This window comes from Planctomycetota bacterium (assembly GCA_021414025.1).
In the GTDB taxonomy this organism is placed as follows: domain Bacteria; phylum Planctomycetota; class Phycisphaerae; order Phycisphaerales; family SM1A02; genus SYAC01.
Map to the genome: position 1 here is coordinate 218,536 of JAIOPG010000004.1, position 23,916 is coordinate 242,451.

General features: G+C 63.7%; 17 protein-coding genes and 1 other RNA gene. 15 read left to right on the forward strand and 3 right to left on the reverse strand.

Features of this window, described 5'->3' with window-relative positions:
• The first annotated feature begins 22 nt into the window (after positions 1 to 22).
• On the forward strand, positions 23 to 1,450 hold the full coding sequence (locus K8R92_05540) for a carbohydrate porin (protein MCE9619351.1): 1,428 nt from the start codon (positions 23 to 25) through the stop codon (positions 1,448 to 1,450).
• A 7-nt stretch (positions 1,451 to 1,457) separates the two neighbouring features.
• On the opposite strand, the gene K8R92_05545 is transcribed toward K8R92_05540, so the two are convergent.
• Positions 1,458 to 2,609 carry a DUF1573 domain-containing protein gene (locus tag K8R92_05545; GenBank protein MCE9619352.1) on the reverse strand — a complete coding sequence of 384 codons (1,152 nt, stop codon included), beginning with the start codon at positions 2,607 to 2,609 and terminating at the stop codon, positions 1,458 to 1,460.
• A 67-nt stretch (positions 2,610 to 2,676) separates the two neighbouring features.
• Here K8R92_05545 and K8R92_05550 point away from each other — a divergent pair, with 67 nt between their 5' ends.
• The 9 genes from K8R92_05550 to K8R92_05590 all read left to right on the forward strand — a co-directional run bounded on the left by K8R92_05550 (position 2,677) and on the right by K8R92_05590 (position 16,719).
• On the forward strand, positions 2,677 to 3,711 hold the full coding sequence (locus K8R92_05550) for a zinc-binding dehydrogenase (GenBank protein ID MCE9619353.1): 1,035 nt from the start codon (positions 2,677 to 2,679) through the stop codon (positions 3,709 to 3,711).
• Positions 3,712 to 3,787: 76 nt separating this feature from the next.
• Entirely contained in the window at positions 3,788 to 4,054 is a 267-nt protein-coding gene (locus K8R92_05555) for an ATP-dependent Clp protease adaptor ClpS (protein ID MCE9619354.1), read from the forward strand.
• A gap of 476 nt (positions 4,055 to 4,530) precedes the next feature.
• The gene (locus K8R92_05560; GenBank protein ID MCE9619355.1) at positions 4,531 to 6,543 is read left to right on the forward strand and encodes a hypothetical protein; all 2,013 of its coding nucleotides are present in this window, start codon (positions 4,531 to 4,533) and stop codon (positions 6,541 to 6,543) included.
• Between the two features lie 227 nt (positions 6,544 to 6,770).
• A complete protein-coding gene (locus K8R92_05565; GenBank protein ID MCE9619356.1) occupies positions 6,771 to 8,909 on the forward strand; it encodes a hypothetical protein in 2,139 nt (712 codons plus the stop codon).
• Between the two features lie 163 nt (positions 8,910 to 9,072).
• Positions 9,073 to 11,280 (forward strand): hypothetical protein, encoded by a 2,208-nt coding sequence (locus tag K8R92_05570; GenBank protein ID MCE9619357.1) that lies wholly within the window; start codon positions 9,073 to 9,075, stop codon positions 11,278 to 11,280.
• Positions 11,281 to 11,416: 136 nt separating this feature from the next.
• Positions 11,417 to 12,730, forward strand: coding sequence for an efflux RND transporter periplasmic adaptor subunit (locus K8R92_05575; GenBank protein MCE9619358.1), 1,314 nt, complete (start codon positions 11,417 to 11,419; stop codon positions 12,728 to 12,730).
• 5 nt (positions 12,731 to 12,735) lie between these two features.
• On the forward strand, positions 12,736 to 13,491 hold the full coding sequence (locus tag K8R92_05580) for an ABC transporter ATP-binding protein (GenBank protein MCE9619359.1): 756 nt from the start codon (positions 12,736 to 12,738) through the stop codon (positions 13,489 to 13,491).
• Positions 13,485 to 14,726, forward strand: a complete 1,242-nt coding sequence (locus K8R92_05585; protein ID MCE9619360.1) for an ABC transporter permease — start codon at positions 13,485 to 13,487, stop codon at positions 14,724 to 14,726. Before K8R92_05580 ends, K8R92_05585 begins: the two co-directional genes overlap by 7 nt.
• Positions 14,719 to 16,719, forward strand: coding sequence for a TolC family protein (locus K8R92_05590; GenBank protein MCE9619361.1), 2,001 nt, complete (start codon positions 14,719 to 14,721; stop codon positions 16,717 to 16,719). The genes K8R92_05585 and K8R92_05590 overlap by 8 nt, the downstream gene beginning before the upstream one ends.
• Before the next feature lie 16 nt (positions 16,720 to 16,735).
• Here K8R92_05590 and K8R92_05595 read toward each other — a convergent pair whose 3' ends face one another.
• Together K8R92_05595 and K8R92_05600 are read right to left on the reverse strand one after the other, a co-directional pair.
• Positions 16,736 to 16,921: a hypothetical protein gene (locus K8R92_05595; GenBank protein ID MCE9619362.1), complete on the reverse strand. Its 186-nt coding sequence runs from the start codon at positions 16,919 to 16,921 to the stop codon at positions 16,736 to 16,738.
• Between the two features lie 135 nt (positions 16,922 to 17,056).
• Entirely contained in the window at positions 17,057 to 18,160 is a 1,104-nt protein-coding gene (locus K8R92_05600) for an HD-GYP domain-containing protein (protein MCE9619363.1), read from the reverse strand.
• A 238-nt stretch (positions 18,161 to 18,398) separates the two neighbouring features.
• Here K8R92_05600 and K8R92_05605 point away from each other — a divergent pair, with 238 nt between their 5' ends.
• The 5 genes from K8R92_05605 (at position 18,399) to ssrA (ending at position 23,878) form a co-directional block, all read left to right on the forward strand.
• Positions 18,399 to 19,589, forward strand: coding sequence for a DUF1015 domain-containing protein (locus K8R92_05605; protein ID MCE9619364.1), 1,191 nt, complete (start codon positions 18,399 to 18,401; stop codon positions 19,587 to 19,589).
• A 21-nt stretch (positions 19,590 to 19,610) separates the two neighbouring features.
• The gene (locus tag K8R92_05610) at positions 19,611 to 20,879 is read left to right on the forward strand and encodes a hydroxyacid dehydrogenase (protein ID MCE9619365.1); all 1,269 of its coding nucleotides are present in this window, start codon (positions 19,611 to 19,613) and stop codon (positions 20,877 to 20,879) included.
• Positions 20,876 to 22,018 carry a 3-phosphoserine/phosphohydroxythreonine transaminase gene (gene serC / locus K8R92_05615; GenBank protein MCE9619366.1) on the forward strand — a complete coding sequence of 381 codons (1,143 nt, stop codon included), beginning with the start codon at positions 20,876 to 20,878 and terminating at the stop codon, positions 22,016 to 22,018. The genes K8R92_05610 and serC overlap by 4 nt, the downstream gene beginning before the upstream one ends.
• Before the next feature lie 33 nt (positions 22,019 to 22,051).
• Positions 22,052 to 23,476, forward strand: coding sequence for a Si-specific NAD(P)(+) transhydrogenase (gene sthA, locus K8R92_05620; GenBank protein ID MCE9619367.1), 1,425 nt, complete (start codon positions 22,052 to 22,054; stop codon positions 23,474 to 23,476).
• Between the two features lie 55 nt (positions 23,477 to 23,531).
• Positions 23,532 to 23,878: a transfer-messenger RNA gene (gene ssrA, locus K8R92_05625) on the forward strand.
• Positions 23,879 to 23,916 lie beyond the last annotated feature (38 nt).

A 23,916-nucleotide genomic window follows, 5' to 3' on the forward strand; every position in this document is an offset into this window, starting at 1 on the left:
CCTTTTGGGCTACAACTTGGTCATGACGATGGCGCGGCGGCTCGTGGGATCGCAGATGCTCCTGCTTTGGAGCGCCGCGGCGCTCTGCGCCCAGACCGTGCCGATGCCCAAGCCCTTTGACCCGGTGCCGGATCCGCCCAAGGCACCGACAGCGCCGGCGAAGGACGAATCCGGGCCGCCCGATCCAAATCCCCTGCAAGCGGAGGAGAATGAAAGTGTCGGCGCGCAAAGCGAGAGCGCCGCGAAACTGAACCTGAGCGGCGAATGGCCCTGGACCTCGAACACGATGACTGGCAATTGGTGGGGCGCGCGTTCCGGGCTTCAGAACATCGGCATCACGCTGCAGGGAACGGCCACGCTCGACTTTGTGAATGTGCTCGGCGGGGGCGTGGTGAACGGTTTCACCATACTCAGTCTCGTCGATGTGAATGCCACGGGCGACACGCAAAAAATGTTCGGCCTGCAGGGCGGAACCATCTTCGTCGATTTCCAGACTGCGAATCAGACGCGTTCGACCTGGGAGCTGGTTCCGGACTTCTGGGGATTCGATGTCCTCAATTCCTTCGGATCCTTCACAGCCTTGGCCCAATACTGGTACCAGCAGGAGATCCTGGGCGACCGGCTGAAGGTGAAGTTCGGCAAGATCGACGCCAACGTCGACTTCGCCGTTCCCTGCACGGGCCTCAATTTCGTGAACAGCGCCGCCTACTATCCCGGCGCGATCGTCTCGGACATGCCGACCTATCCCAAGCAGGCGGGCGGCGTCGAGATTCTCGGCAAGCCGCTGGAAAAATTCGACGTCCGCTTCGGCTTCTTCGACGGCACGAGCAACTATGCGAACCCCTCGACCGGCAATGTCGGGCCGAGCACCGGCGCGGGGGGGCTCTCCACTTTTCTCTGGGACAACCCCGGCAGTTACTTCATGATCGCGGAGGCCGGGCCGGACTGGTCCGTGGATGGGCACGACGGCAAATTCCGCGCCGGCTGGTTCGAGCAGCTCGGCTACACCGACATCTTCGGCGTGGCCGGCCCGGGTGTCGGCCTGGGACCCTCAGGAGCGTACGCCTACGCGAATCAGCATGTCTTCGATCCCGACAAGGGGCGTGTGCTGGGTCTCGAAGTTTTCGGGCAATTCAGCTGGAGCCAGCCCAACCGAAATCCAACGCAATGGTCGGTGATGTTCGGCTCGCAGTGGCAGGGTGTCATCGAATCCCGGCCCAACGACACGGTGGGAATTCTCTATGCGTACAACCAGTTCTCGGGCAACTCCGCGGTGACCACCTCGCCGGGCACCTCCGAATCCATCGTCGAAGCCTTCTATGCGCTGCAGGTCACGCCGTGGTTCTCCATTCAACCGGACATCCAGTACATCAGCCAGACCAGTCCCGTCGCCGGAATGAGCATCCCCGGAGCCTGGCTCTTGACCGTGCGGCTTTCGTTCGTCTTTTGAATCGGCGCTACTCGACCTTGCCGTAGACCAGCAGGTCGGTCTCGGAGGGAAGCGTGAGGATCTTTGCCGGCTGACCGGGGAGTCCGGCCTCCGGACGCTGCGTGATGTAGGGCTGGCCCTTCTCGTCGACCGCGAAGAGGCGCACCGGTGTCATGAAAACCCCCGAAACATCCTTCGAGGGCTTCAATCGGATCGTCACCATCAGCGAGCTGCCGTCCGCCTTCTGGCCGACAAGCTCCGCCTCGAACTTCGGGTCGACCGCCTTGACCGAGCCAATCCGGTTCCCGCCCATCTTCTTGATTTCAATGTCGAAGGTTCCCGTGCCGCCGGCGGCGATCACCCCCGCGTTGGACCGGAACTCCGCAATGTCGATTGCCGGCGAGATTCGGGTGCAGGCGTGGCGCACCCGCGCGTCGATGATCCGCGCGTCGGCGCGGTCGGTTTCCACCAGCAGGTACTTCGGCACCTGCTCGCAGGGCTCGCCCTTGAGCGCGAATTGAATCTCGTACTTCGGTCGCGGCGGATCGCTCTGCGGATTCCAGCCGACGAACTTCGGAGTCTCGCCCTGCACCGAAACCACGCGAAAAGGCTTGCCGTCGCTGCTGAACACTTGCGCAGTCCCATTCAGGCGCGATGGGTCCTCAGCGGCGTCCACATAGGGCTGCACTTTCCCGGCGGCGTCCGCGATGGCCAGCCGCACCGCGTAGGCGACCTCGGCGCGCAGCTCCAGCGTGATCGGCCTCGCTTCGCCTTCCACGACCACCTTCACGTTGGCGATCTTGATGCCGGTGGCGCTCACCTTCATGGTGACGGGCACCTCAAGCGAGCCCTTCGCCGGAATTTCCTTGCCCACAATGTCGACGGTGGTGCATTGGCAAGAGGGCTGCGCCGCCACCACCTTCAGCGGCTTGTCCGAGATGTTCATCAGCTTGAAGTTGCCCTCGAGCAAGGTGTGCGGAGAGACGACGCCGAAATCAAGACCGGCAGGATCCGCGATCACCCTGGCGTCCGCCGCGGGCGCCGCTCCGCTCATCGGCTTGCCCACGGGTTTTGCAGGCGCGCTCGCGACCGGACTCGCGGAGGGATCCATCCCGGCGGACGCGCCCAGCGCCATCGCCAGGCCGATCATCCACGCGCTCCATTTGATGGCGTCTCTCATAGTTGCGCCCATGGTATTCAAACCGGCCGGCGCGATTCACCGCACGAGCGATGGTTACACTTTGTTCATGCGAGCTCTTGAAATATCCAGGCAGGGAAGCCCGGTCGCGGCCAATGTGCAGTTCGTCTCCGACCGCGCCGCTCCGGAGCCTGGATCGGGAGAAGTGCTCGTGCAGACCGAGGCCTCGGCCTTGAATCATCTGGATCTCTGGGTCGGCCGCGGCATGCCGGGCATTCCGGTGAAATGGCCCACGGTCGGTGGATCCGATGGAGCCGGCAAGGTGACCAAAGTCGGCCCCGGAGCCGACGCCTCATGGATCGGTCGCCGCGTTGTCCTGATGGCCGCCGTTGAGCAGCCCCAGTCCAGGCTGCCCAATCAAAATCCCGCCGGCGAGGAGATCCACATGATCGGCGAGCACTCGCCGGGCACGCACGCGGAGTTCTTCACTGCGCCCGTCACCAACATCCTTGACATCGGCGAGCACGACCCGCTCGACGCAGCCGCCGTCGGGCTCACGCATCTCACCGCCTATCGAATGCTGGTGACCAAAGCCCGCGTCGCGCCCGGCGCCTGGGTGCTGATCACGGGTATCGGCGGCGGCGTCGCGGTGGCGGCGCTGGCGTTGGCCAGGCACCTGGGTTGCAGAACGATCGTGACCAGCCGCCACGCCTGGAAGCTTGAAAAAGCGAAATCACTTGGCGCCGAGCATGTCATTCTGGATGAGGGATCGGATTGGTCCAAGCAAGTCCGCGGCTGCACCGATCGACGCGGCGTGGACGCGGTGATCGATTCCATCGGCATGTCGATTCTTCCCCAATCCATCAAGAGCCTGGCTCGCGGAGGCGCCTTCGTCACCTGCGGCTGCACCAGCGGCAGCGAAGGTGTCACGGATCTCGCCCGCGTGTTCTGGAATCAACTCTCCATTCTTGGCTCCACCATGGGCTCGATGGATGAGTTTCGCTCCGTCCTCTCGCTCTTCAAGAGCGGAGCGATCAAGCCGGTGATCGATTCCACCCACGCCGCCAAGGAGGGCAGAGCCGCCTATGCCAGACTTGAAGCGGGGGAGCAGTTCGGCAAGGTCATGATCGACTGGCGGAAATAGTCCGCTGAAATCCTGACAAATGCTTGTGTTTGGATGGTGCTTCTGCGAGGATGCCCCAATGAGCCAGACCTTGATTTTGCCGGTTGAAACGAATGTCCGCCCTTCGCAGGGGATGCCCCAATGGGCCGTCCGGCTTCACAATGACGACAAAAACGACATGGTGTACGTTGTGTCCACTCTGATCAAGCTGATCCGAATCCCAGCCAAGGATGCCACCGAACGAACGCTGGAGACCCATAACAACGGCTCTGCGATCGTCTTTCAGACCCATCGTGAACACGCCGAATTGGTCCGTGATCAGCTTCAGTCCAAAGGTTTGTCCGCGTCCATTGAAAAAAATTGAAGTTTTTTGATCGATTTTGGAAGCGACCAACCCTTCGAAATCACCTGGACCACGCGAGGCTCAACCCGCGAGTCGAGTGGGTCAACCCGCGATATTCGAAGAAAAATCAAAACAATTTTATTTCCGAGTGGACTCTTGTTAACCGTGGGTTAGATTGACCCCTAGTTATGGTTAGGTTGCGCCAGAAGTCTGTTGTACCTCGGTAACGTCGCCGAGGTAAGGAAAGTATGGCCAAAGATCCGTTTGCACCCAATTTAGGAGATGTAAAAATGTTGAAGTGTTATTCAAAGTTCATTTACGGATGCGCGGCTGCGGCTGCGTTTGCCGTAGCTGGAAGCGCGTTCGCGCAATGTGACCCCCTCGGTCCGGGCACTTACACTGACAGTGACTACGACACCGGCTCGGATTGCAACGGTGCATTCGATGACAACGGCGGCTGGAATGAAGTCGGCACTCCGTTCCTCGAGGCTGGCACAATGAGCCCCGGCGATTCGTTCCGCGTCAAGGGCGTTTGTGGTACCTACAACAGCCCCTGCGACGGTGGCGATGACAACAGCCGCGATCTTGACTGGATCCGCTGCACGATGAATGAGCCGTGCTACATCACCGTTTCCCTTCAGATGGCTGACGCCAGTGGCGCCAACATGAACGGAACCGACACGTTTGACCTGCTCTTCATCGAGCAAGGCTCCGACAGCGGCACCGCGGTCGACCTTTACGGCGAGTACGGCACCGATGGCTGCCCGCACTTCGCTGTGTACACCTTCCCCAACGGCACGCAGCAGGCTCGTTTCCCGGTTCCCGCCGGCGACGTCCTGCTGATCGTGACCACCGCTTTCTCCACCACCTACGCTGATCCGTTGTCGGTCCATGGCCCGCTGGATTACGGCTTGGACGTTTCATGCAGCGGCTATGACAACGCTTCGTGCGTGTCGGCGGTCGATGATTGCATCACCGCAACCGGCAACCCCGGCTGCTCTGATGGCGTCTGCTGCGATCTCGTCTGTGGTTTCAGCCCGCAGTGCTGCGACACGGCGTGGGACGCGAACTGCGTCGCCGACGGCGTGACCCAGTGCGGTAACTTCATCTACGTCTGCGAGAATCCTTGGAACGGCGCTCCGAACGACTGCGTCGGCGATGCTGAGCTTGTGCTCGGCCTCCCGGCGTTCATCTCGTTCGACTGCACCGCGGCCAACGGCGACGGACCGAATGACGTGTCCCGTCTCTGCACCTCGAGCACCGAGCGCGACGTTTGGTACGTCGTGGGCCCGACTCCATTCGCAGGCGAGCTTCTGGTCACCATGTGCGGCCAGGGCAACACCGGCGATGCGGTCGTCAGTCTCTACGATCTCGGAGCCAGCAACGACATCGGCAATCCCCAGGATCTGCCGAGCAAGTACGTTGCTTGCCGCGATGACGTGTGCGACGATGACGGCGACGGCAACGTCGACCTGGGTGGACCCGCAGGCATCAACCTGATCGGCGTTCCAGCCGGCGACTTCCTGCTCGTCCGCGTTGGATCGTTCCTTGACACGGGCAACCTTGGCGCTCCCGGCTTTGCGGGCACCATGGAGATTTCGTTCCGCGCCGTGTTCGTTGATCACGGTCTGCAGAGTGCATGTCTCCACAACGGCGCTGGCGTGAACCTCGGTCTCATCTCCGGTTGGTCGACTGCGGCACTGCCCAAGCGGTGGTCTGCGGTTCCGTTCAACATGGATGTGTCCGGTACCGTCAACGGCTTCGATTTCGCGGCCTTTGACAGCACCACGCCAGACGTGGTCGAGTACATGGTGTTCAATCGCAACACTGGCGATGCAACCTATGGCGACGCGGGCAAGCCCTTCGGTTCAGGTCTCTTTGATGGCGGACAGGTCATTGCCTCCGGCTCTGAGCTCTTCGACATCAATGCACCGTCGAACGTTGGCGATGATTACCAGCAACGGTACTTCATCGACCTCTCCTCGCCCTTCCATCTGGATCCGGGCCCGTACTACTTCTCCTGCTGGGGCGCTTACTCGGACGGTTCGTCCGGCGCGTCCTTCGCATGGCTGCTGTACGGCCGCAGTGCAATTCCGACGAAGACCACCGCTGCTGTGGTGATCGGCGTCGGCGATGGTGCGAGCGCGACCTCTGAAGGAGCCTTCCCATCTGGCACGCCATTCGGATGGCGTTCCATCGGTGGCGGTTTCCCGTCAGGGGATCCGACCTTCAAGTTCTATCAGCTCACCGTTTCTGGTGACACTTATGCGGTTCAGGCTGGCGACGAGCCAGGTCTGCTCTACATGAATGCCTTCAACCTGAAGGGTGATCTGGATCCGGCCTGCTTCGGCGATCTTGACGGATCCGGCGAAGTGGACGGCGGCGACATCGGCCTCGTGCTCCTGGACTTCGGTCCGTGCCCGGGCTGCTCGACTGATCTTGACGGATCAGGCGAAGTCGACGGTGGAGACATCGGTCTCGTGCTGCTCAGCTTCGGCGCCTGCATGTGAGATTGACGCGGCTTTGAGAAGCCGCCCTATTTGAGTGCAAACAAGCCCCTCGGCCATGCGGCCGGGGGGCTTTCTTTTTGAGAAAACCGGATCAATCTTCCAAATCCGGCGAATTCTTGGTGAATGCCGTTTGCCCTTCGGTCGAAAGAGGGCATCCTGCCAAGACGCATCTTGGTTGTGCAGTTTTCCGGTCGATTGTCTTCTCACAATTTATGAAGGATTCCAGCATGGATTCAATGAAATCAGCGGCGTTGGGTTTGTTGTCGGTGGCGTGCCTGGCGATGCCGGCATGGGCCCAGTGCGATCTGACTTCGCCGGGAGATTTTCTCGACACGACCTATGACAACTCCGTTGTGTCCGATGACAACGGCGGTTGGAACGTCACTCCCAATGCCTTCATGGACCTTGGCACCCTGTCAGTCGGCACCTCGGTCCGCGTCGCCGGCATTGTCGGCGCCTTCACTCCATCCGGCGGCTCCGCACCGACCAGCCGCGACCTGGATTGGATCCGATTCACCGTGCCGGAATCCTGCTACGTGCAGATCACGCTCTCCATGGGCAAGGATGACGGCTTCGGAAACATCGTGCCTTTCGCCACAGGCCAGCAGTCCTACCTCTCGGTCTACGAGGGTTCCGTGCAGGCCAGCGCCACCAACCTCTCCTCGGGCTACGACTCCGACGGCTGCCCGCAGAGCGCGGTCTACACCTTCCCCAACGGCACTCAGCAGGGACGCCTCCCGGTCGCCGCGGGTGAAGTTCTCTTTATCGTGTCAACGCCCTTCAATCCGACGGGCCAGACCACCTACAACGGGCCGATCGTCTATCGCGCGGATGTCTTTGTGACGGGCCGCGACAACGCTGCGTGCTCGACGTCGGTCGATGACTGCATCACCGCGACCAACAATCCCGGCTGCTCCGATGGTGCCTGCTGCGACCTGGTCTGCGGCTTCAGCCCGCAATGCTGCGACACCAAGTGGGATGCGCTTTGCGTGCAGGATGGCGTGGAGCAGTGCGGAAACTTCATCTACTCCTGCGCCAACCCGAGCCTCAGCGCGCCCAACGATTGCGTCGGCGATGCTGAGCTGGTGCTGGGCATGCCCGCGAACATCTCGTTCGACTGCACCGACGCGAATTCGGACGGCCCCAACGACGTGACCCGGCTCTGCACCTCGAGCACCAGCCGCGACGTCTGGTACATCGTCGGGCCGATGCCGACCGTGGGCGACCTCTCGGTCACCATGTGCGGCCAGGGCAACACCGGCGACGCGGTCATCAGCCTGTTCGACCTCGGCCCCACCACCGACATCGGCAATCCTCAGGACCTGCCGAGCAAGTACGTGGCCTGCCGCGACGATGTGTGCGACGACGATGGCGATGGCGACACGGATTTCGGCGGACCCGCCGGCATCACCCTGATCGGCGTTCCGGCGGATTCGTACTACCTTGTCCGCGTCGGCTCCTTCCTTGACTCGGGGGACCCGGACGCGCCAGGCTTCGCAGGGGCGATGCAGATCTCCTTCCGCGCCTCGCTCTACGACAATGGCCGCCAGAAGCGGGTGAAGAAGGTCTCCGATGGAAGCTTGACCAACCTCTACTTCACCATGGGCTACGTGCCTGCCGCGGGCGCGACGCCGGCCAAGCCCAGCTTCGCGCTGGCGGTTCCGGTCACGGTCGACGCCGGTTGCACGGTGGATGGCTTCGAGTTCTGCGGCTTCCAGCCGGCAGGAACGGTCAGCGACACCATCCACTGGTACATCTACCACCGCGGCCCGAACTGGCTCTCATCCTGGGGCACTACCACCACGGAGACGCTGGTTGCACAGGGAACGATTCCCTACGATTCGTCGGTCTACTCCAACATCAACACCGACTATGGACGCCGGTACTTCCTGGACCTGCCCGAAGGTGCGGGTGTGAATCTTGAGGCGGGGGACTACTACTTCGCCATTGCAGGCGAGGATTCCGGCAGCGCGACCGGCTCGATGGGGCAGTTCTACTACGCGGAGAACGCCATTCCGCAGCAGAGTCCGACCAGCTTCCGGCCCGCCTACTGGGGCAACAACGCCATCGAGCTCAGTGGCTCGTCGTGGGGCCGCTTTGCCGCGGTCGCCTCGCCGACCTATGTGGTGCAGACGGGCGACAATCCCGACAAGTTCTACAAGCCCGCGGTGAAGTGGAAGGGGCAATTCGCGCCCGCCTGCTTCGGCGATCTTGATGGATCGGGCGAAGTGGACGGCGGCGACATCGGTCTGGTGCTGTTGGACTTCGGTCCCTGCCCAAGCTGCCCGACCGATCTGGATGGATCAGGCGAGGTGGACGGCGGCGACATCGGACTGGTGCTGCTGAGCTTCGGCGCCTGCATGTGAGTTGATGGCGGCATGTTGAGGCCGCCATTCAAGAATTGAAATCAGACCCCCGGTCGCAGGACCGGGGGTTTTTCATTGGTTCGACCGGAAAATGTGTTGAATTGCCTTAAATGGGTACGAAATGACTTGATGCACAATTGATTCGTGGCATCATGGATACAGCGTGAAATCATTCAAAACGACAAGCTGGATCTTCCTGGCAGCGTCCCTCGCGGGGGCCGGCGCGTTCGCGCAGTGCGATCCGACCAGTCCCGGCAATTTCACCGACAACCGATTTGATTCCGGCGCCGATTGCAGCAACACCGGCGGCGTCGATGAAAATGGCGGATGGAACGAACCCGGCAGCCCCTTCATCGAGGCCGGTTCGCGGAGCCCCGGCGATGTCTTCCGTGTCCAGGGAGTCGTGGGCACCTACAACAAGCTCTGCGACAGCGGAGACGACGACAGCCGAGATCTTGACTGGATTCGCTTCAGCGCGACCGAAGCCTGCTACATCACGGTCTCCCTCCAGATGAACGATGCCTTTGGCTTTGTGATGGACGGAACCGATGTTTACGACCTGCTCTACATCGTGCAAGGCTCGAATTCCGAATCGGGGGTCACTCTGTATGGAGCGTACGGCGCCGACGGCTGCCCGCACGTTGCCGAATACATGTTTCCCAACGGCACGAAGATGGCCCGCTTTCCGGTTCCGGCGGGCGATGTCCTGATCATCGTGACCACAGCGTTCGGCACCACCTACGCGAATCCCGCACAGGTCCATGGACCATTGCATTATGGCGTTGATGTCTCCGTCACCGCCTACGACCATCCCGCCTGCGCCTCGTCGACCAACGACTGCCTTGCCACAAGCAGCACGGGGGGCTGCACCGACAGCGTGTGCTGCGATCTCGTCTGTGGCTTGAATCCTGCATGTTGCAACGTGGCGTGGGATGCATCCTGCGTGCATGACGGGATTGAGATGTGCGCCAACTGCATTTCACCTTGCTGCTTTGCAAACCCAAACATTCCCAACGATTGCATGTCCAATGCCGAACTGGTCGTCAGTCTTCCCGCGTTCATCTCGTTTGATTGCACGGATGCGGACACGGACGGACCCAACAACACGGCACAGCTTTGCACTTCCAATACATGCCATGACCTTTGGTACATCGTCGGACCGATGCCGACGGCGGGCGAGCTTCTGGTCACCATGTGCGGCCAGGGCAACATCGGCGACGCGGTCATCAGCCTCTACGATCTCGGTACAAGCAATGACATCGGCAATCCCCAGGATCTGCCGAGCAAGTACGTGGGCTGCCGTGATGACGTGTGTGACGACAACGGCGATGGCAGTGTTGACGTGGACGGCCCGGCCGGGATCAATTTGATCAGTGTTCCGGCCGGCGAATACATCCTGGTCCGCGTCGGCGCCTTCCTGAATCCGGCGAAATCGGGCAATCCGGGATTCCCCGGGACCATGGAAATCTCGTTCCGCACTGTGTTCGTGGATCACGGTCTGCAGAGCGTCGTCCTCAACAACGGCGTCAATACGAACCTCGGCATCATCTCCGGCTGGTCGACCGCGGCGCTGCCCAAGCGCTGGAGCATGGTGCCCTTCGAAATGACCACCGAAGGCACGATCGACGGATTCGACTTTGCCGCCTTCGACAGCACGACTCCGAATGAGATCCATTACAAGATCATGGCCCGCGCTCCTGGTGCCTCCTATGGCGCCTTCGGTCGCCCCTTCGGTGACGGCAACTATGTCGACGGACAGATCATCGCCTCAGGGAGCGAGCCGCTGGACATGAGCGTGTTCGCGAATGTGGGCGACGACTACCAGCAACGCTTCTTCATCGACATCACCAACCCCTTCCACCTTGATCCGGGCAGCTACTACTTCAGCATCTATGGGGCGAATTCGGATGGATCGGGAGGCGGGGCGTTCGCCTGGCTGCTCTATGGCCGCAAGGGAATGCCGCAGGTGACCACGGCCGCAGTCACGATTTCCGCGGAGGAAGCCGCGAGCTCGTCATCGCAGGGCACCTTCGCTGCCGGCACGCCATTCGGTTGGCGTTCCATTGGTGGAGGATTCCCGAACGGTGATCCGAAGTTCTGCTTCTACAATCTCGGCGCGCTCTACTCGGTGCAACCCGGCGACGATCCGGGATTGCTCTACAACTGCGCCTTCAACTTGAAGGGGCACATCGTGGATCCGGCCTGCTTTGGCGATCTTGACGGATCCAGTGAAGTGGACGGCGGCGACATCGGACTGGTGCTGCTGGATTTCGGTCCCTGCCCGGGATGCACCACGGACCTGGACGGTTCGGGCGAAGTGGATGGCGGCGACATCGGCCTGGTGCTGCTGAGTTTCGGCGCCTGTCCGTAGACCTCGGCTTCGTGAAACGGCGCCCCGGGCTCGGTGAAACGAAGTCCCGGAAGTTCCCCGGTGCGGGGCAATTTCATGTGACATTTTGCGTTGGGTGGGCTACTCTTCGTGACCACCCGATCAACGGGAGATTCTTATGCGAAAGCCCATCATTATCACCACCATCGCAGTCGTCGTCGTGTCCCTCGGGACCTACTTCGTCTGGCCCAGCTCGGATGCCAACTCGATTCCGGTGCGCCAGACCACTGCGAAAAAGCAGACCCTGGTCGAGTCCGTCTCAGCCCCGGGCAACGTGGAGCCCAAGCGCAAGGTCGACGTGAGCGCCGAGGTGAGCGCCCGCATTCTTGAGCTGCCGCTGCGCGAGGGAGCCCAGGTGAAGAAGGGCGACGTGCTGGTGAAGCTGGACGGACGCAACCTGATGGCGGCCCTGACCAGCGCCGAGGCCCGGCGCGACGGCGAGCGATTCCGCCTGGAGTCGGAGCGTTCCCGGATCCTGGGTACCAAGGAGAACCTGGACAATTCGCAGCTGCAGCTGACCCGCCAGAAGAACCTCTTTGAAACCGGGGACGTGAGCAAGCAAGCCCTGGAGGACGCCCAGACCAAGAACAAGGACCTGCAGTCCCAGCTCAAGGCGGCGGAGCAGATGCTGTCGCAACTGCAGAAGGCGATCGAATCCAGCGAGGCCGAGATCGAGGAGGCCCGCGAGGCCCTGCGCAAGACGACCATCACCAGCCCGATCGATGGCGTGGTGACCCTGCTCTCGGCGGAAGTCGGCGAACTTGTGATGGTCGGCACCATGAACAACGCAGGCACGCGGATCATGACCGTCGCCGACCTCACCGAGATGCGCCTCAACGCGAGAGTCTCCGAGACCGACATCGCGCGGGTCGCCATCGGCGCCCCGGCGACGATCTACATCAACGCCTACAAGGACCAGCCCTTCACCGGCAAGGTGGACGAGATCGCGCTCTCCCGCACCATCGAGAAGGACGGCACCAGCACCTACAAGGTCCTGGTCTCCTTCGACCTCAACGGCAAGATGATCCCCAGCGGACTCTCCGGCAATGTCGACCTGAATGTGGCCAGCAACGAGGGCATCGTGGTGCCGAGCCAGGCGATCGTGGACCGAAAGGTCGACGAGCTGCCCTCGTCGATCTCGAAGGATCCACTGGTGCAGAAGGGCAAGGGCACGACGCCGATCGTGCTGGTGGTCAAGGATGGCCGCGTCTCGCTGCGCCCGGTGCTCAGCGGCGTGAGCAACCTCACCGACTCCATCGTCCTGCAGGGGGTGCAGGAGGGCGAGACCGTCATCACCGGACCCTACCGTTCGCTGGAATCCCTGAAGGAGGGCGACCGCGTGCGTGAGGAAGAGGACAAAGGCAACATGCGCATGAACGGTCCGGGTGGCGGCGGAGGCGGAGGCCGGCGCGGCGGAATGAGAATGGGATAATCCGAATGAGTCACCCACTCATCGAGATTCGAGGGCTCACCAAGATCTACCGGGTTGGCGTCGAAATCATCCACGCGCTGCGCGGAGTGGACTTCGACCTGCACCAGGGGGAGATGGTCGCGATCATGGGCGCCTCCGGCAGCGGCAAGAGCACCCTGATGAACACGCTGGGCTGCCTGGATCAGCCGACCGGCGGCACCTACCGCCTCGGCGGGCGCCTGGTGAGCGACCTGGACTCCAACGAGCTCGCCGCGGTGCGCAACAAGGAGATCGGCTTCGTCTTCCAGAGCTTCGAGCTGCTGCCGCGGCTGTCGGCGCTGGAGAACGTCGAGCTGCCGCTGCTCTATGCGCAGGGCGAGGGCTGGGGCTGGCGCAAGCGCCGCCGGCAGATCGCCAAGGACGTGCTTGACCGCGTCGGCCTGGCCGACCGCATGGACCACCGTCCGAGCCAGCTCTCCGGCGGCCAGAAGCAGCGCGTGGCCATCGCCCGCGCCATCCTGACCAACCCGAAAATTCTGATGGCCGACGAGCCGACGGGCAACCTGGACACCGTCACCACCCTGGAGATCCTTGAGCTCTTCGAGAAGATCCACCGCGACGGCCAGACCGTGGTGATGGTGACGCACGAAATCGACGTCGCCGCGCACTGCGAGCGCGTGCTGCGGCTGCGCGACGGGCTGATCCTGAGCGATCTTCCCGCTGAGCAAGACGAGGCCGTGGGGCCGCTGGCCAAGGCCCGGAGGCTCACCGTCGCATGCTGAGCCCGCTCTTCTATTTCGAAAGCATTCTGCTGGCCTTCCGCCAGATCTGGGCCAACAAGATGCGCAGCGCGCTGACGGCGCTGGGCATCATCGTGGGCGTGGCCAGCACCACCGCGGTCATCGCGGCGCTCACCGGCATGAAGACCCAGGTGCTCAAGGAGTTCGAGACCTTCGGCGCGGCGCGACTCTATGTGTGGCCGAGCCGGCCGGAGAACGCTCCGCGCAACAAGTATCCCTGGGAAAAAGTGCGCTTGAAGGCCCGGGAAGCCCAGGCCATCGCGGATCAGTGCCGCAGCGTGAAATGCGTGACTCCCATCAGCGAGACCAGCCTGAGCGTGCAGAGCCTCAACGAAACGCTCGAGGGTGTGTCCATCACGGGCATGTGGCCCGCATGGCACCAGACCGAAAACCGGCAGGTGATCATGGGGCGGCCCTTCAGCGCCGCCGACATCGACAACGCCCGGCAGGTCTGCATGGTGAACGAGCTGGGGATCCGCGACCTGAAGCTGCCCAACGACCCGGTGGGGGAGCATCTGATCATTGGCGGCCGGCGCTTCCTGATCGTGGGTGTGGTCGAGACCATCACCGAGCGCATGACCGGCTTCAGCACCATCAGTGCCGAGCTCTTCATCCCTTTTCCGATGATGGAGAAGTTCCAGGATCGCGACTACTTCATGCAGATCGTGGCCATGGCCAACAGCCCCGCGGACGCCGACGATGCCAAGATGGAGATCACCCGCGTGATGAAGAAGATCCGCCAGCTGGGGCCCGACGATCCCGAGACCTTCCGCGTGCAGGCCATCGACCAGTTCATCAACCAGTTCAAGAGCATCGCCAGCGGCATCACCGCGGTGGCGGGCGGCATCGTGGCCATCAGCCTGCTGGTGGGCGGCATCGGCATCATGAACATCATGCTGGTGAGCGTGAGCGAGCGGACCCGCGAAATCGGACTGCGCAAGGCGGTCGGCGCCACACCGTCGGCGATCCTGCTGCAGTTCCTGCTGGAGGCGGTCACGCTCTGCCTGGTCGGCGGCATGGTCGGCGTGATGATCGGGCAGAGTTTCGCCATGCTGTTGCGAGTGTTTCTCGGCACCTATCTCAAGGAAGCCAGCGTTCCGGGCTGGGCGATCGCCTTGGCGTTTCTTTTCAGCGCGATCGTCGGCGTGGTCTTCGGCATGTTCCCCGCGATCAAGGCTTCGCGCCTGGATCCCATCGAGGCGCTGCGGCATGATTGACGCGTCGCGCATCGCACGAACGACCGGCCTGATCCTGTGCGCCGCGCTGTGCGGCTGCCAGAACGAGCTCTTTCAGGACGCCGAGACGCCCTACACCGCGCCGGCGAAGCGGCTGCACGAGGTCGGCACCTTCAATCCGGTGAAGGCGGCGTCGCAGCCGCCGGAGACCCTCAAGGAAATCGAGAAGAGCCTCTCGGCGGACAAGCTGCCCAAGCAGGAGGATCGGCCGACGCGCGAGCTGACCCTGGCGGAGTGCCGCTCGGCGGCGCTGCAGCGCAACCTGGACTTGAAGGTGCAGCTCTACAACCCGGCGATCGCGCGCTCGCAGGTGAGCCAGGAGGAGGCCAAGTTCGAGGCCGCCATCACCGCCAACTGGCAGAAGCAGTCGTCGAATCTGGTCGGCAACGACCCCACCACCGGGAACCTGGCCACGGACAACTTCACCACCGGACTGAATTTTCCGCTGGCCACCGGCGGCACCTTCACCGCCTCGGCGCTCTCCACGGAGAACACGCCCACGGTCGCCGCGGCGACGGGCACGGACAACTGGCAGAGCGGCATGGCCTTCTCGATCAGCCAGCCGCTGCTGCAGGGTGCCGGCGTGGAGGCCAACACCGCCAGCATCCGCGTGGCCAAGCTCAACAGCCAGATCGCCGACGCGCGGACCAAGCTCGAATCGATCCGGCTGCTGGCCAACGTTGACAAGACCTACTGGAACGTCTACGCGGCGTCGCGCGAGCTGGACGTGCGCCTCAACCAGTACAAGCTGGCGCTGGCCCAGCTGGAGCGGGCGCGGCGGCGCGTGAACGCCGGTGACGCGGCCCAGATCGAGGTCATCCGCGCCGAGAGCGGCCTGGGCAGCACGATCGAGAACATCATCATCGCGGACAACCTGCTGCGCCTGCGGCAGCGCGACCTCAAGCGCCTGATCAATGACCCCGAGCTGAACATGGACACGCCGATCTATGTGATCACAGTCACCGAGCCGAGGCCGCTGGGTCTGAAGTTCGACCCGGAGAAGCTGGCCCAGCAGGCGGTGGAGAATCGCATGGAGATGCTGGAGCTGGAGCTGCAGCTGGCGGTCGACGCCACCAATCTGGGGCTGGCCCGCAACGCGGCGCTGCCACTCTTCACCGTGGCCTACCAGTACAACATCCAGGGAACCAACGACGACTTCGCCAAGAGCTGGAACATCGGCAACGACGATGGCTTCACGGCCTCCGCCAACGCCAACATTCCGCTGGGCAACGAGGCCGCCAAGAACCGGGTTCAGCAGGCGATTTTGACCCGTCTGCAGCGACTGGCCACGCGCGATCTGCGCCGCCAGACGATCCGCCAGGAGCTTTTCAACGCCATGGACAATCTGCAGAACTCCTGGCGGCGCATCCTGGCGGCGCGCCTGGAGACGGCGCTGGCGGGCCGGACCTATGAGGCGGAAAAGCGCCAGTTCGACCTGGGCATTCGCACCAGCACCGACGTGCTCATCGCGGCGAACCAGCTGGGCGACGCGCAAAGCAAGGAAGTGACGGCGCTGGCGGGATGGCAGATCTCGCTGGTCGACCTGGCCTTCGCCACCGGAACTCAGCTGGGCCAGGCGCAAATCGACTGGACCGCCGAGCTCAAGGTGCCCAGCGCCACCGAGGCGACCACGGGCTGGGGCGCCTGGGGCGTCAACGTCGGCTACGAGGAGGGCAACCAGCCCAACGACACCACCGGCTCCGCGCTGAAGAAGACCGATACCAAGCCCTTCGAGATGCCGGAACTCGGCCCTCCGGTCGAGCCCATCGCCGGGCTCAAAACGCCGCTGCCCAATGCGGTGCCCAAGATGGATCCGACATCGGTGGATCCCGCCAATCCCGCGGCGATCTCGCCCGCTCCGCCCATGCCGTCGACGGGCGTGCCGGCGCCGCAGACTCCACCGGTGGAGCCGAAGCCATCGCCCGAGCCGTCGGGGGCGCCTGCCGGGGCGAATCCTTCCATAATTTCCGATTGAGCGGCAGAGCCCCGGCTCACACCAGCGTGTGCTGGGCCAGGTCGATCTGCTCGCGCATCCAGTCGCGCAGGCGATTTTCCGCGGCCAGCACCGAGGCGGGCTCGCGCGACAGCACGGCCGCGGTCTCATGCCGGGTCAGTTCGTCGCCCCATCGCAGCAACAGGACGCGCCGATCAAATTTGGTGAGGGAACCAACCGCCATTCTCAGAGTTCGGTACGGATGCTCTGTGGCGTCATGTCCAGCGAAGCCTTCCTTGGCCTCAGTGCCCATGCCGGAATTGTGCCACCGCCGCGGCGCGGGCACAAGGGGGGAAGCGCTTTCCCGGAAAAATATTTTTCAGGCGGCGAGCACGGGCTCGCGGTCGATCAGGCCCACGAAGGTGTGGGCGATCTTCGGGTCAAACTGCCGGCCGGCGCCGTTCTGGACCTCCAGCAGCGCCGCCTCGATCGACATCGAGTCGCAGTAGGGGCGGTTGCGGCGCATGGCGTCGAAGCTGTCCACCACCGACATGATCCGCGCCAGCACGGGAATCTTCTCCCCGGCCAGTCCGTGGGGATAGCCGGCGCCATCCCATCGTTCGTGGTGCCAAAGCACCGCGGGCACCGTGCGCTCCAGCCCGCCCAGGCCGGAAACGATCTGCTTGCCCATCTCCGGATGCATGTTCACCAGGGCCCGTTCCTCCAGGGTCAGGGCGCCGCGCTTCTGGAGAATGGAAGTGGGGATGCCGATCTTGCCGACGTCATGCAGAAGCCCGGCCACGCGCGCCGTTTCCTGATCCGTCGGGTTCAGGCGGCAGGTCGTGGCCAGGCGGAGTGCGAGATTCGCGGTCCGCTCGCTGTGGCCGCGGATGGACTGGTCCGCGGTCTCGACCGCGCGAAGCAGGGCTTCGATGGTCGGGATCGCGGACATGGTTCGAAGAGCCGCCGGGCGCACCAGCGATACCATGGCGCTGAGCCGGGGAATTTCCTGGCGCAGGATCGCCGGCTCGCGGCGCAGCAGGTCGCGGGTCAGCTCGAAGTCGACGCCGGAAGACTGGCAGAGGGCCTGGAACGATCCATGCTGGCCGATCGCGTCCCGGGTGATGGCCACCACCAGCCCGCGCGAAACGCCGTCGGAGCGCACCTTGACTCCCGCCGGCAGCACCCAGCATCCGGGGATGGCTTCGATGGAGGCGACGCAGCCGTTGGCGTTCCATTGCGTGATGACCTGGTCGACGGCGCGGCGCATCCAGGCGCTGCCCGAGGTGAGTCGGGTCAGCCATTCGTCGGCGGTGGAGAAGCGGAGGCAACTGGGTTCGGCCTGGGCCCAGATCAGGCCCGCCTTGCGGAGCCGGTGGGCGAGTCTCTCGAATCGTTCCCCGACGCGGTCGCTGGCGGAGGGGGCTTCAATGTGTGCGTCGAGTGAGAACACATTCGCATCCAAAGTCGATTCGACGAGCATGGGGGTACTTCTCCGAAGTGGTTCAAGCTGAGACTGTCTTCACAAGACAATTCCATGGGGAAGGTCGGTTATAAAAACTTCACGCTGAAGTCACATTGGTGTTTTCGAGAGCAAAGGGTCACACCCCGTCCGCATAGACCGATCAGACGGAACCGGCGCGGCGCCTTCGGGCAGTCCATAATTTCGCCTCCACGGTCACCGGAAGCGGCGGCTACCATCCCCGCCAGGATCGTCTTTCGTGTTCAGAATTCACCAATTCGCAGCCTTTCGACCCATCCCGGCCAAGTCCGCGGACATCTCCTGTGAGCCCGGCGGCCGGCTTTCCCTGGCGGAAGCCATGCGCCGGCTGGAGGAGGTGCCCAACACCTGGCTGCCGGCGGTTCGGGCGGACCTTCGGCAGAAGCTCGGCGATCCCCACGCCGGCGTGAAGCAGTTTGAGCGGCTCAAGGCCAGCAAGTGGCTCGTCCAGGATCCGCTCCCGCAGATGTACGTCTACCGGCAAGTCCGCGGTGAGAAGAAGTCGGTCGCCCTGATCGCGGCCATGGATCTCTCCGAGAATTTCCTCAAGGGGATTCTGCGCCTTCAGGCCGGCGACGCCGCCAAGGCACAGGAGACAAGTGAGCAGGATCGACAGCTTGGCGCCCACGCCGAGATTCCGCTCTTTGCATTCATGGACCAGGAGGAGCTTGGAAGCGCGATCCGAGGCAGCACCATCGAGAGGCCGCTCGCCCACTTCCTGGGCAAGGATGGCGCGACGCACACGATCTGGGCCTGCCGTGAGACGGCGCTGGTGACGAAGCTGGTGAACGATCTGAAGTCGCTGGTGGCGGTGAACGGAGACGAATTGTATTCAGCAGAGGGCGCCTCGCCCGGACGACCGCCGGCCCGAGCCATGGCCCTGGTGGAGTTCGAGCACATTTCCATCCACGCATCGCATCTCATCGTGCAGGGAGGCGACGAAGCGGCGCTGGAGAAAAAACTTGCCGAGCTGCTTGAGTCAGGATGCGCAAAGAATCCGGAAAATCCGGGCATGCCACCGGCGGGATTTTTCGACGCCTACCTGCGCGGCACCGCGGCAACTTCCGGCAAGGGCTCCTGGATCCGCTGCCGGATCCCGCCCGCCAAGCCGGGGCATTCCCCGGCGGCCAACTGGGAGCGGACGCGCTTCGAACGTGGAGTGCTCGAACCTTTGCTGTCTGCGGGAAATCAGGTCAATTCCCCCCGGAAATGCTCGGTCAGCGCCACCATCAGCCCCACGGCACTGGCCCAGATGGTGGACTCGGGCGAGGCCGCCGCAGCCTTCGTCTTCGCCATTCCATCGATGGAGGATCTCCTGGAGATCGCCCGGGGCGGCGAAGGCGTGCCCCACGGCGCCATCACGGTCGACCTGGCCGTGCCCAGCGGACTTTTCATTCAACCGATCGAGTGAACGCGCCGATACACTTGGCGCATGACCGTCTTTTCCCGCAGCAACTCGAATCCGAACTCCATTCCGCGCAGCACGGTGCGGGTGCTGGTCGCCGACGCCTTCGGCGATCATGGCGTCCGCGCGCTTCAGGACCTGGGCTGCGAAGTCCTCCACGAGCCCGATCTGGCCGCCAAGGACCTGGCCAAGCGACTGGCGGACACCCAGAGTGAAGTGCTGGTGGTGCGCGAAACGTCCGTGAGCGCCGAGGCCATCGAGGCGAGCCCCAAGCTGGCGCTGGTGGTGCAGGCCGGCGCGGGCGTCGATGAAATTGACTTGGGTGCGGCGAGCCGGCGCGGTGTCTTCGTAGCCAACTGCCCTGGCCGCAACGCCAACGCCGTCGCCGAGCTGGCCTGGGCGCACATTCTCGCCTGCGACCGGCGCCTGCCCGACCAGGTGATCGAGATGCGCAAGGGACTCTGGAAGCGCAAGGAATTTCTGCAGGCGGCGGGGCTGCACGGTCGAACGCTCGGTGTGGTCGGTCTGGGCCAGGTGGGCATGGAGATCGCCCGGCGGGCCAAGGCTTTCGGCATGAGCGTGGTGGCGTGGAGCCGTCATCTCACCGAAGAGAAAGCCGACGCAGCGGGCGTGCACTTCTGCGCCAACATCGTCAATCTGGCCAAGCTGGCCGACGTGGTCAGCGTGAGCCTGGCCGTGAACGAGGAGACCGACGGGCTGATCGGCGAGAAATTCCTCAACGCCCTCAAGCCCAACTCGATTTTGGTGAATACCTCCAGCGGCCGCGTGATCGATGAGGCCGCGCTGGCGGCGGCGGTCAAGAGCCGCGGCATCCGCGCCGGTCTGGACGTTTTCGCCCATGAGCCGGAGAAGGACGACGATCGTTTCGAGGAGCCGCTCGCCAAGATGGCGGGCGTCTATGGAACCTTTCACATCGGAGCCTCGACCACGCAGGCGGCCCTGGCGGTCGCGGCGGAGACGGTGCGGGTGATCCGCGAATGGCTGGAGAGCGGCTCGGCCCCCAACTGCGTCAACCGCGCCCGCTCGACGCCGGCGACCACGCTGCTTTCGGTGCGGCACCTGAACCGGCCCGGCGTGCTGGCGCATGTCTTCTACACATTGGGCCAGGCAGGCATCAACGCCGAGGAGATGGAGAACATCATCTACGAGGGAGGCGAGGCGGCGCTGGCCCGCATCCACCTGAACCAGACGCCGACCGAGGAGCAGATGAACACCATCCGCCGCAACGCCAACGTGCTCAGTGCCAGCATCGCATCGATCGCGAGCAAGCCGTGATCCATGCCACGCACACTGGTGCTCAGGCCGGCGCCGTGCGACCGCTGCCCGGCGGCCGCGTCTACAACTTTTCCGCGGGTCCCGCCGGCATGCCGCTGGAGGTTCTCGAGCAGTTGCGCTCCGATCTGATCGACCTTGAGCGCGGCGGCGCCGGCATCCTGGAGATTTCCCATCGCGGAACCTTGTTTGAAAAGGTCCTCGCTCAGAGCGAGGCGGCCTTCCGCAAGGTCGGCAACATCCCCGACGATTACGCGGTGCTCTTTCTTCCCGGAGGCGCGACGCAGCAATTCGGCATGCTGCCGATGAATTTCCTGCCCGACGGCGGCAGCGCGGACTATCCGGACACGGGTGTGTGGGCCTCTAAGGCGATCGCGGACGCCAAGCTGGTCGGGCGCGTCAACGAAATCTGGAAGGGGAAAGAGTGCGGATATCGCCGCACGCCTCGGCCGGGTGAGCTCAAGACCACGCCGGGCTCGACCTACCTGCACTACTGCTCCAACAACACCGTCTATGGAACGCGGTGGGTCGCGCCGCCCAAGCCCGCCGCCGGCGCCTGGCTGGCCCGCGACGCCAGCAGCGACATCTACGCCGAGCCGCTGGACCTGACCGGCTGTTCTTTCCTCTACGCCTCCGCGCAGAAGAATCTTGGCCCCTCGGGCATGACCATGGTGGTGATGCACCGCGACCTGGTGAAGGCGCCGGTGCGCACGCTGCCCAGCATGATGCGCTACGACGAACATGTGCACGCCGCCAGCCGGCTGAACACGCCGCCCACCTTCGGCATTCATGCCGTCGGCGTGATGTGCGAGTGGATCCTCCGCCAGGGCGGGCTCGCGGAAATGGCCCGGCGCTCGCGGACCCGCTGCGACCTGGTGATGCGGGCCATCAAGGATTCCAAGGGATTCTGGATCGCCAACGCCGAGCCCGAATGCCAGAGCCTGGTGAATGTTCTTTTCCACGCCGCCGATCCGAAGCACGAGGCCGCCTTCCTGGAGGAGGCGGCCGGAGCCGGGCTCGACGCGCTGGCCGGCCATCGCGCCACCGGCGGCATGCGCGCCAGCATGTACAACGCCATGCCCGTGGCGGGGGCCAAGGCGCTGGCCGACCTCATGGTCGACTTCGCGCGGCGGCACGGTTGACCCCAATCGCAGCCGCTACTCTTCAGCCCATCCATGGCCGAGTCCTTTGAATATGACCTGGTGGTGATCGGCAGCGGTCCGGCAGGGCAGCGCGCCGCGGTGCAGGCCAGCAAGCTCGGCAAGCGCGTCTGCGTGGTGGAGAAGGCCCCGAGCATCGGCGGCGCCTGCATTCATTCCGCGACGATTCCCAGCAAGACCTTTCGCGAGGCGGTCCGCAGCCTGACCCGCCGCAGCATCACGCTGAGCATGCACGCCCTGGGCACGCGGCCGGTGCGCCCCACGATGGAGGCGCTGCTGAGTCGCGTCGACATGGTGGTCGACCGAGAGAGCGAGGTCGTGCACGACCAGTTCGACCGCAACGACGTCGAGATCGTGCCCGGCCTGGGCCGCTTCGTCTCGCCCCATGAGATCAATGTCGAGGGAGTGGACATCAACCGCGCGCTGCACACCTCGTTCGCGCTGATCGCCACGGGCAGTCGCGCCGCCACGCCGGTGAAGATGATCCCGGACCTCGAATGCATCTTCACCAGCGACACCATTTTGTCGATACCCAAGATCCCGCGTACCATGGTCGTGATCGGCGCCGGCGTGATCGGCATCGAATACGCCAGCATGTTCGCCCAGATCGGCGTGCAGGTGACGGTGCTGGACAAGGTGGACCGGCCGATTTCCTTCATGGAGACGGAGCTGGTGGACGAGCTGGTCCATCAGATGCGCAAGAAAGGCGTGACCTTCCGCCTGAACGAGGAGGTGGCCAGCGTGACCCGGACCAACGGCGAGAAGCCGACGGTCAACATCGAGATGCGCAGCGGCAAGCGGATCGTGGCCGATGTCGTGCTCAGCAGCGCGGGCCGGCAGGGCAACATCGAGGGGCTCGACCTGGACCGGATCGGCATCGCGGCCGACGAGCGCGGGCGCATCAAGGTGGACCCGCGCTACCGGACAACCGTTGAAAATATCTACGCTGCCGGCGACGTCATCGGCGCGCCGGGCCTGGCGGCCACCAGCTACGAGCAGGGGCGCATCGCCGCCTGCGACATGTTCGGCCTCTCTCATGGAGGCGTACCCAGCCACTGGCCCTACGGCATTTACGCGGTGCCGGAGCTGAGCATGGTGGGGGCCACCGAGCAGGAGCTGACTCGCGACGCCGTGCCTTATGAGATTGGCGTTTCCCGCTATTCCGAAAGCGCCCGCGGGCAGATCCGCGGCGACGACCAGGGCGTGCTCAAGCTCATCTTCCACCGCGATTCGCGCAAGCTGCTGGGCGTGCATTGCATCGGCAGCCAGGCGACGGAGATCGTGCACATCGGCCAGGCGGTGCTGGCCCTGGGCGGCGGGCTGGACTACTTCGTGAACACGGTCTTCAACTATCCGACCTTCGCCGAGTGCTACAAGGTGGCGGCGCTGAACGCGCTGAACCGCTTCCGCGCCGTGGAAGCTGAATCGACGACGAAATAAATTCTCCGGCGGTTTCAATTTGTCCGTCGGACGGGCTACACTCTCGTTCTTGGACGGGGCCGTACCGGTATCGACCGGACGATTCCAGACACTGGTGGCGCGCCGTGGAGCCTGCTGGCCACGTAAAAAGTAGGCACAAAGTCGACTGCCAACACGCAGTACGCAATCGCAGCCTAATTAGGCTGCATGGATGACGTCTGACGTCCGATGGGGCGGCATCCAAAAAACATCGGGCTGGCGGAGAAACCCTGGCATGCGGTTTCCCGCGACACTTTGTATGCATAGGTCTTGCGCAGGCGGTCAATAGCCGAAGCAAGTCCGAAATCAAAGAGTTGACTACGCGCGTAGAGGCCTTTGTCAGGGCGTTTCGGCACAGGGGTTCAACTCCCCTCGGCTCCATTCACTTGCCGCGGCGAATTCAAACCGGATTCGCACGCGGC